The organism is Streptomyces sp. Ru72 (genome assembly GCF_002920635.1).
GTDB lineage: Bacteria > Actinomycetota > Actinomycetes > Streptomycetales > Streptomycetaceae > Streptomyces.
Window position 1 is genome coordinate 1 of the sequence record NZ_PQSR01000177.1, and the last position, 8,498, is coordinate 8,498.

The 8,498-nt window shown below is 71.9% G+C and carries 8 protein-coding genes and 1 pseudogene; 3 read left to right on the plus strand and 6 right to left on the minus strand.

Features of this window, described 5'->3' with window-relative positions:
- Positions 1–175: 175 nt before the first annotated feature.
- Complete coding sequence (locus C3488_RS38310; protein WP_103845452.1) at positions 176–589, minus strand: VOC family protein; 414 nt, start codon at positions 587–589, stop codon at positions 176–178.
- Positions 590–1,042: 453 nt separating this feature from the next.
- Between C3488_RS38310 and abc-f the strand changes: the two genes are divergently transcribed.
- The 3 genes from abc-f to C3488_RS38325 all read left to right on the plus strand — a co-directional run bounded on the left by abc-f (position 1,043) and on the right by C3488_RS38325 (position 4,185).
- Complete coding sequence (abc-f, locus tag C3488_RS38315) at positions 1,043–2,641, plus strand: ribosomal protection-like ABC-F family protein (protein ID WP_103845453.1); 1,599 nt, start codon at positions 1,043–1,045, stop codon at positions 2,639–2,641.
- Between the two features lie 367 nt (positions 2,642–3,008).
- The gene (locus C3488_RS38320; protein ID WP_030578326.1) at positions 3,009–3,230 is read left to right on the plus strand and encodes a helix-turn-helix domain-containing protein; all 222 of its coding nucleotides are present in this window, start codon (positions 3,009–3,011) and stop codon (positions 3,228–3,230) included.
- 163 nt (positions 3,231–3,393) lie between these two features.
- Entirely contained in the window at positions 3,394–4,185 is a 792-nt protein-coding gene (locus C3488_RS38325; RefSeq protein ID WP_103845454.1) for an enoyl-CoA hydratase/isomerase family protein, read from the plus strand.
- Between the two features lie 204 nt (positions 4,186–4,389).
- Here the strand turns inward: C3488_RS38325 and C3488_RS38330 are convergent, their stop codons facing one another.
- The 5 genes and pseudogenes from C3488_RS38330 to C3488_RS38350 form a co-directional block, all read right to left on the minus strand.
- Entirely contained in the window at positions 4,390–5,145 is a 756-nt protein-coding gene (locus C3488_RS38330; RefSeq protein WP_103845455.1) for an SDR family oxidoreductase, read from the minus strand.
- Between the two features lie 5 nt (positions 5,146–5,150).
- Positions 5,151–6,935 carry a glycoside hydrolase family 15 protein gene (locus C3488_RS38335; RefSeq protein ID WP_103845456.1) on the minus strand — a complete coding sequence of 595 codons (1,785 nt, stop codon included), beginning with the start codon at positions 6,933–6,935 and terminating at the stop codon, positions 5,151–5,153.
- Between the two features lie 33 nt (positions 6,936–6,968).
- Positions 6,969–7,295, minus strand: a complete 327-nt coding sequence (locus C3488_RS38340) for a hypothetical protein (RefSeq protein ID WP_103845457.1) — start codon at positions 7,293–7,295, stop codon at positions 6,969–6,971.
- Complete coding sequence (locus tag C3488_RS38345; protein ID WP_374955491.1) at positions 7,292–7,879, minus strand: sigma-70 family RNA polymerase sigma factor; 588 nt, start codon at positions 7,877–7,879, stop codon at positions 7,292–7,294. Before C3488_RS38345 ends, C3488_RS38340 begins: the two co-directional genes overlap by 4 nt.
- Positions 7,876–8,498: pseudogene (locus C3488_RS38350) on the minus strand (sodium:solute symporter); the annotation flags it as partial. The gene C3488_RS38345 and the pseudogene C3488_RS38350, both read right to left, overlap by 4 nt.

Consider the following 8,498-nt stretch of genomic DNA (forward strand, 5'->3'; position numbering starts at 1 on the left):
CAGGCCACCGTGCCCGCGCTGCTCGACGAGGTGCGCGCGGTCGGACACCCCCGTACGGTGCAGGTCCTGGTCGCGCTCGCCGCCGCCCACCCGGACCCGGCGCTCGCCAAGGCCGTGCGCCGAGCCGCCTTCCAGGTCCACACCGGAGGCAGCTGACCACCTCGAACAGCGGTCGTCAGGCGGCTGTCTCGGGGGCGTAGGTGCCGAAACTCCAGATGTTGCCCTCGGCGTCCCGGGCCATGTAGTCCCGCGACCCGTAGTCCTGGTCCGTCGGGGGCATCAGGATCTCCGCGCCGTGCTCCACGGCCCGCTGGTGGTGTGCGTCGACGTCGTCCACCACGACGTACACCCCGCACGGACCCGCTCCCCTCATCGCCTCGTCGAAGGGGCCGCCGCGGCCCTTCGAACCCAGCATCACCACACCGTTGCCCTGCACCAGCTCGGCGTGCAGCACCGATCCGTCCTCGCCCTCGTACACCGACAGCTCCGTGAAACCGAAGGCCTCCGTGAGCTGCCTGATCGCCGCCTTCGCGTCCGCGTACAGCAGCGCCGGGCAGATGCTCGGACGCCTGCCGTCCATGCCCGCCATCGCCGTCACTCCCTCCGGTGTCCGGTCCGAATCCCGGCCTGTCGCTCAGTCTGGCACCGGCCACCGACAACGCGACGGACGACGGGAGTTCGACGACAGGGCCGGCACCGGGAGTGCCAGCCTCGCACCACCCCACCGCACGACGCCGGGCCGTGGCCCTAACGGGGGACACACCGGCCGCGTCGCGCCCTCGTGCGCCGTGTCGGCGCGTACTCTCCGCGCCGCGTAGCGAACGTCACACCACCGCCGTCACCCTCCCGCGACGACGGACGTCGCAGCCCCGGGACGCCGCGTACGGGAAAAAGTGCTTGCACCGCCCCGTTAGACTGGGGCCCATGGCCATTCTCCTCGCGCATTAGACGGCGGGAACGTCCTCAGCCGTCCATCCCGCCACCTCCCCGGAGCTCTCGACTTCGCTCGAGCAGCGGGGACCCCCAGCCCAGGAGTCTGTCCGTGATCTCCGCCTCCGGCATCGAGCTGCGCGCCGGTGCCCGCATCCTCATCGAGAACGCCACCTTCCGCGTCACCAAGGGCGACCGCATCGGCCTCGTCGGCCGCAACGGCGCGGGGAAGACCACCCTCACCAAGGTCCTTGCCGGCGAGGGCATCCCCGCCGCGGGCACCGTCACCCGCTCCGGCGAGGTCGGCTACCTGCCGCAGGACCCGCGCACCGGCGACCTGGACGTCCTCGCCCGGGACCGCATCCTCTCCGCGCGCGGCCTGGACGTCCTGATCCGCAAGATGCGCGAGAACGAACAGCGCATCGCCACCGGCAAGGGCTCCACCCGCGAGAAGGCTCTCAAGCAGTACGAGCGCCAGGAGACCGAGTTCCTCACCAAGGGCGGGTACGCCGCCGAGGCCGAGGCCGCGACCATCGCCGCCGCGCTCAACCTGCCCGACCGGGTGCTCAGCCAGCCCCTGCACACGCTCTCCGGCGGTCAGCGCCGCCGTATCGAGCTGGCCCGCATCCTGTTCTCCGACGCGGACACGCTGCTGCTCGACGAGCCGACCAACCACCTGGACGCGGACTCGATCATCTGGCTGCGGGACTACCTGAAGACCTACCGCGGCGGCTTCATCGTCATCTCGCACGACGTCGACCTGGTCGAGACGGTCGTCAACAAGGTGTTCTACCTGGACGCCAACCGCGCGCAGATCGACGTCTACAACATGGGCTGGAAGCTCTACCAGCAGCAGCGCGAGGCCGACGAGAAGCGCCGCAAGCGGGAGCGCGCCAACGCCGAGAAGAAGGCCGCCGCGCTCAACGCCCAGGCCGACAAGATGCGCGCCAAGGCCACCAAGACGGTCGCCGCGCAGAACATGGCCCGCCGCGCCGAGAAGCTGCTGGCCGGCCTGGACGAGGTCCGACAGCAGGACAAGGTGGCCAAGCTGCGCTTCCCCGAGCCGGCCCCCTGCGGCAGGACCCCGCTGATGGCCGAGGGGCTGTCGAAGTCGTACGGCTCCCTGGAGATCTTCACCGACGTCGACCTGGCCATCGACAAGGGTTCCCGGGTCGTCATCCTGGGCCTCAACGGCGCGGGCAAGACCACCCTGCTGCGCCTGCTCGCGGGCGTCGAGCAGCCGGACACCGGCAAGGTCGTCCCCGGTCACGGCCTCAAGCTCGGCTACTACGCGCAGGAGCACGAGACCCTCGACCCCGACCGCACGGTGCTGGAGAACATGCGCTCCGCCGCGCCCGACATGGATCTGGTCGAGGTCCGCAAGGTGCTCGGCTCGTTCCTGTTCTCCGGCGACGACGTGGACAAGCCCGCCGGCGTCCTCTCCGGCGGTGAGAAGACCCGTCTCGCCCTCGCCACGCTCGTGGTGTCGTCCGCGAACGTGCTGCTCCTCGACGAGCCGACCAACAACCTCGACCCGGCCAGCCGCGAGGAGATCCTCGGCGCGCTGCGCACCTACAAGGGCGCGGTCGTGCTCGTCACCCACGACGAGGGCGCGGTCGAGGCGCTCCAGCCGGAGCGGATCATCCTGCTGCCGGACGGTGTCGAGGACCTGTGGGGCGCGGACTACGCCGACCTCGTCACGCTCGCCTGACCGCCCCGCGCCGGGCGGTCAGGGGCGCTTGATCGAACGGCTGATCCACTGCGTATGGATCATTCGGCCGATCCGTGATCCCTCATCTGTGTGAGATCTCCTCGTACCCGGGTGTGTCCTGCACCGATTCGAGGGCCGAGTCGCTCCAGGAAGCGAGCTCGGCCGTCGCGCGTCGCTGACCTGGTGATTCTCCGATGAACCCGTTCGGGTGTACGGACGCGACCGGTCGGAATCCCGGATTCCACTCGTGGGGACGCGCTCCTGTCGTCACAACCTTGTCGCACGGACCTTGCCGAATGGGTGGCCATCGCGCCCCGGAGGGGTGATCATGAGGAGACCAGAGCGCACTTCCCATGAGGAGGCACGGGTGGCCGAGACTCTGAAGAAGGGCAGCCGGGTGACCGGCGCCGCGCGCGACAAGCTCGCGGCAGACCTGAAGAAGAAGTACGACTCCGGTGCGAGCATCCGGGCGCTGGCCGAGGAGACCGGCCGCTCGTATGGCTTCGTCCACCGGATGCTCAGTGAGTCGGGCGTCACGCTCCGAGGGCGTGGCGGGGCGACGCGGGGCAAGAAGGCCCAGTCGGCCTGACGCCGGGCGGCTCATCGGCTTCGGTGGTGGCCACCCGGTCGGTCAGTCCCCCAGTGCCTTAAGGACCTGGGGGTGCCCCCATCCGACCGGGTGGTTACTGTGCAGTCACTTAGGATGCCGTGCCACGGCATCCGCTGCTGACCGCACCCATCGGAGGCGCCCCATGGCTTCGCTCGACCCGGTACTCGACAAGGACGGCGTACGGCTCACCGTCGACGAGGCGATCGCCACGGTGACGCTGACCAACCCGGCCAAGCGCAACGCGCAGAGCCCCGCTCTGTGGCGGGCGCTGACGGAGGCCGGGCGGGCGCTGCCCGGTTCGGTCCGCGTGGTCGTGCTGCGTGCCGAGGGTCAGTCGTTCTCGGCCGGGCTGGACCGTCAGATGTTCACGCCCGAGGGGATCGAGGGCGAGCCGACCTTCATCGACCTCGCGCGCAGCGGCGACGAGGAGCTGGACGCCACCATCGCCGGGTACCAGGAGGCGTTCACCTGGTGGCGGCAGAGCGACATCGTGTCCGTTGCCGCCGTCCAGGGGCATGCGATCGGAGCGGGGTTCCAGCTCGCCCTCGCGTGTGACCTGCGCGTCGTCGCGGACGACGTGCAGTTCGCCATGCGGGAGACCAGCCTGGGCCTGGTACCGGACCTCACCGGCACGCATCCGCTGGTGGGGCTGGTCGGCTATGCCCGTGCGCTGGAGATCTGCGTGACGGGCCGCTTCGTCGGTGCCGAGGAAGCAGTGACCACCGGGCTCGCGAACATCGCCGTATCGCGCGACCAGCTCGACGAGACGGTGGGGGATCTGGCGACCGCCCTGCTCGCGGCGCCCCGCGACGCCGTGATCGAGACCAAGGCACTGCTGCGCGGCGCGCAGGAGCGGACCTACGACGACCAGCGCGCGGCGGAACGGGCCGCCCAGGCCCGGCGGCTGCGGGATCTGGCGGGCGTCGGCGAATAGACGTGCGCCGAACGTGCGCCGAACCAGGCCCGTGGACGCGCGGGCCTGGGCGGCTGTGCCTGCCGGGGTACGCCGGCGGCGCGTTCGTCATGGACCCGGGGCCGTCGGTCGGCTGCGCCCGGGGCCCGGCGCCGGACCCCGGGCCGGTGGGCAGCCGAGGGGCGTCCGGCGCGGGCCCGAGGATCTGGGCCGGCCGTACCCGGCTCAGAAGCCGTGGAGTGCTCCGCCGTCCACCGGGACCATGATGCCGGTCAGGTAGGACGCCGCCGGGGACAGCAGGAACGCGGCCGTGCGGCCGAACTCCTCCGGGGTGCCGTAGCGGCGCAGCGGGATGCGGGACTCGTTGGCCGCGCGGGCCGCCTCCGGGTCGGGGGACAGGGCGTCCAGCTCGCGCACCCGGTCGGTGTCGATGCGGGCCGGGAGCAGGCCGACGACCCTGATGCCGCGCGGGCCCAGCTCGTCCGCGATGGACTTGGCGAAGCCCGCGAGGCCGGGGCGCAGCCCGTTGGAGATGGTCAGCCCCGGGATCGGCTCGTACACGGAACCGGACAGCACGAACCCGATGACGCCACCTTCGGTCAGCTCCGCGGCGGCCCCGCGCGCCAGCCGCACCGCGCCCAGGAACACCGACTCGAACGCCGCCGTCCACTGCTCGTCCGTGTTGTCGGCGACCCTTCCGGCCGGCGGTCCGCCGACGCTGATCAGGACGCCGTCGAAGCCGCCGAAGTGCTCACGGGCCGTCGCGATCAGCCGGGCAGCCGCCTGCGGGTCGGAATTGTCTGCGGCCACGCCCACGGCGTTCGCGCCCAGCTCCGCCGCCGCCTCCTCGGCCCGCTTCCCGTCGCGGCCGGTGATCACCACCTTCGCCCCGTCGGCGACGAGTTCCCGCGCGGCCGCGTTGCCCAGCCCGCGGGTCGCCCCGGTGACGACGTACACCCGGTCCTTCAGTCCAAGATCCATGGCCCCTATCCTGCCTTCTCGCCCCCGTCCAGGGCGAGGGCGGTCCCCACCAGGCCGAGATGGCTGAACGCCTGCGGGAAGTTGCCGAGCTGCCGGCCGGTCACCGGGTCGTACTCCTCGGCGAGCAGACCGACGTCGTTGCAGAGCCCGATCAGCCGCTCGAACAGCTCCCGGGCCTCGTGCGTGCGGCCGGTGAGGTGCAGGGCGTCCGCGAGCCAGAACGAGCACGCGAGGAACGCGCCCTCCCCACCCGGCAGCGGATCCACGTCCGTGTGCCGCAGGTCGTACCGCAACAGCAGGCCGTCGCAGGACAGCTCCGCGCGCACCGCGTCGATCGTGCCGGTCACCCGCGGGTCGTCCGGCGGCAGGAAGCCGACGAGCGGGATCTGCAGCAGCGAGGCGTCGAGCGCACGTGAGCCGTAGTACTGGGTGAACGTGTTCCGCTCGGGGTCGTAACCCCGCTCGCACACCTCCCGGTGCACCTCCTCCCGCATGGCCCGCCAGCCGTCGAGGTCGCCGTCGAGGTGCGGGTGCTCCTCCAGGGTGCGCACGGCGCGGTCGGCGGCCACCCAAGCCATCACCTTCGAGTACACGAAGTGGCGGCGCCGCCCGCGCACCTCCCACAGCCCCGAGTCCGGCTGCCGCCAGGCCGTCCGCAGGAACTCCAGCAGCGCGCACTGCACCCGCCACATGTGCGGTCTGACGGGCAGACCCGCGCCGCGGGCCACCGACAGGGAGTCGATCACCTCGCCGTACACGTCCAGCTGGAACTGCTTCACCGCGTCGTTGCCGACCCGGACCGGCGCCGAGCCGTGGAAACCGGGCAGCCAGGGCAGCTCGTACTCGGGCAGCCGCCGCTCGCCCGAGATGCCGTACATGATCTGCAGGTCCGCCGGGTTGCCGGCGACCGCGCGCAGCAGCCAGTCGCGCCAGGCCTCGGCCTCCTCGTGGTAGCCGGCCGCCAGCAGGGCCTGGAGGGTGAGTGTGGAGTCCCGCAGCCAGCTGTAGCGGTAGTCCCAGTTGCGTACGCCGCCCAGGGACTCCGGCAGGGAGGTCGTGGGGGCCGCGACGATACCGCCGGTGGGCGCGTAGGTGAGCGCCTTGAGGGTGATCAGCGAGCGGACCACGACGTCCCGGTGCGGGCCGCGGTAACGGCACCGGGACGCCCATGCGCGCCAGTCCTCGACACTGCTGTCCAGCGCCTCGAACGGGTCGACGAGGGCCGGGCGGGGCTCGTGCGAGGGGTGCCAGGTCAGGACGAAGGCGACCCTGTCCCCCTTGCCGACCGTGAACTCGGAGTGGGTGGCGAAGTCCTCGCCCCAGGTGCGCACGGGGGGCTCGCTGCGCAACCACACCGAGTCCGGTCCTGCCACGGCCACCCGGTGATCGTCGCTCCGTCGCATCCACGGCACGATCGAGCCGTAGTCGAAGCGCAGCCGGAGCTCACCGTGCACGGTGACCCGGCCCTCCAGGCCCTCGATGACGCGTACGACGTCGGGAGCGCGGTCGCGCTGGGGCATGAAGTCGGTGACGCGGACCGTGCCGTCCGGGGTGTCCCAGTGGGAGTCGAGGAGGAGGGTGTCGGGACGGTAGGCCCGGCGCGTGCACAGGTGGGCGCCCCTGGGCGCGATCCTCCAGTGGCCGTGCTCCTCGGTGCCGAGCAGCCTGGCGAAGCAGGCGGGCGAGTCGAAGCGGGGCAGGCACAGCCAGTCGATGGACCCGTCCCGGCCGACCAGGGCGGCGGTCTGTTCGTCGCCGATGAGTGCGTAGTCCTCGATCCGCGGGTGCACGGGGAGCGGGTTCCCGATGGGGTGAGGGGGCAATCAGGGGGTGGGCCGGGGGAGTGACGCCGCGTGGTGCGTACCCATGCTCGCGGTGCCCGCACCGGAGAAGATCACCCCCGGGTCCGACGGGGTCTGGTTCAAGACCCACAGCCCGATCAGCGTGGCCAGGGTGAAGACGACCGCGACCAGTACGGCGAGGACGAGACGGCGCCGGCGCTCGCGGCGCAGCCACGTGCCGCGTGCCGTCCGGTAGGCGTCGGGGGCGGCGTGCACCCCGTCCGCCAGCGCGGCGAGGGCCTCGCGCAGCTCCCGCTCGGTACGGTCCGGACTGGTGCCACGCGAGGGAGTCGCATCTCGATGCGTCATCGCCGGGCCTCCATCGCCTGGGTCAGGGCCGCGATGCCGCGCGCCGTGTGGGTCTTGACGGATCCGCAGGAGATCCCCATCGCGGCGGCGATCTCCTGCTCCTTGAGTCCGAGCCAGTGCCGCAGCACGAGCGCCTCCCGCTGCCGGGCGGGCAACTGCTGGAGGGCGCGGATCAGCACCCGCTGGTCGTCGTGGAGGAGTGCGGTGCTCTCGGCGGAGGCGACGACCTCCTCCGTGGGCTTCTCCTCGTGCCTGCGGGCCACTTGGAGGTGGCGTATGCGCATCCGCGTCAGGTTGCAGACGGTGGAGCGCAGGTAAGCCTCCGCCGCCTCGGTGTCCTTCAGACGCCGCCACTTCCGGTAGATCTGGTAGTAGGCCTCGGCCACCACGTTCTCCGGATCGTCGGCGCCGAGCAGCACCGCCAGGCGCAGCATCGAGGCGTAGTGCCGCTCGAACAGGCGGGCCACACCGGCCTCGCGTTCCAGCTCGTCCGGGTCGCTCACGGCGGGGGCGAGGGGCCCGGCCGGACCGGTGGGCCGGGGCACCGGCGTCAGCGTGACGGGGGTGTGCTGTCTGCGTCTCACGGGTTGTTGGCTCCCGTCTCGGGGCGCCGCCTGACGGTCAGGCGCGACGGCAGGTCGGTCATGTCGGCGCCGCGCGGGACGCCGAGGCGTTCGAGGGCCGCGGTCCCGGCCACGGCGACGATCAGGTTGAGGAGCAGGGCGGCGAGCCCCGCGTAGATCTCCAGCGGCGGCCGTCCGGTGGCGAGGGGCACGATGGAGGAGAAGCCCTCCCGCACCACCAGGAGGGTGCCGGTCACCATGCCCACGCCCCACCCGGCGAGCAGCGCCCGGGGGTGCAGCCGCCCGGTGAACAGCCCCACGGCCACCGCGGGGAAGATCTGCAGGATCCACACCCCGCCCAGCAGTTGGAGGTTGACGGCGTCCTGGTCGCGCAGCCCGAACACGAATGCCACCGCGCCCACCTTCGCGGTGAGCGACACCGCACGGGCGATGCGCACCTGCCGCTTTGGCGTGGCCGTCGGATGCACGTACTCGACGTACACGTTGCGTACGAAACTCGTGGCGGCCGCGATCGACATCACCGAGGCGGGGACCAGCGCGCCCACCGTGATCGCGCCGAACACCAGCCCGGCCAGCGGCCCCGGCATCAGCCGGTCCACCAGCATCGGCACGGCAGCCT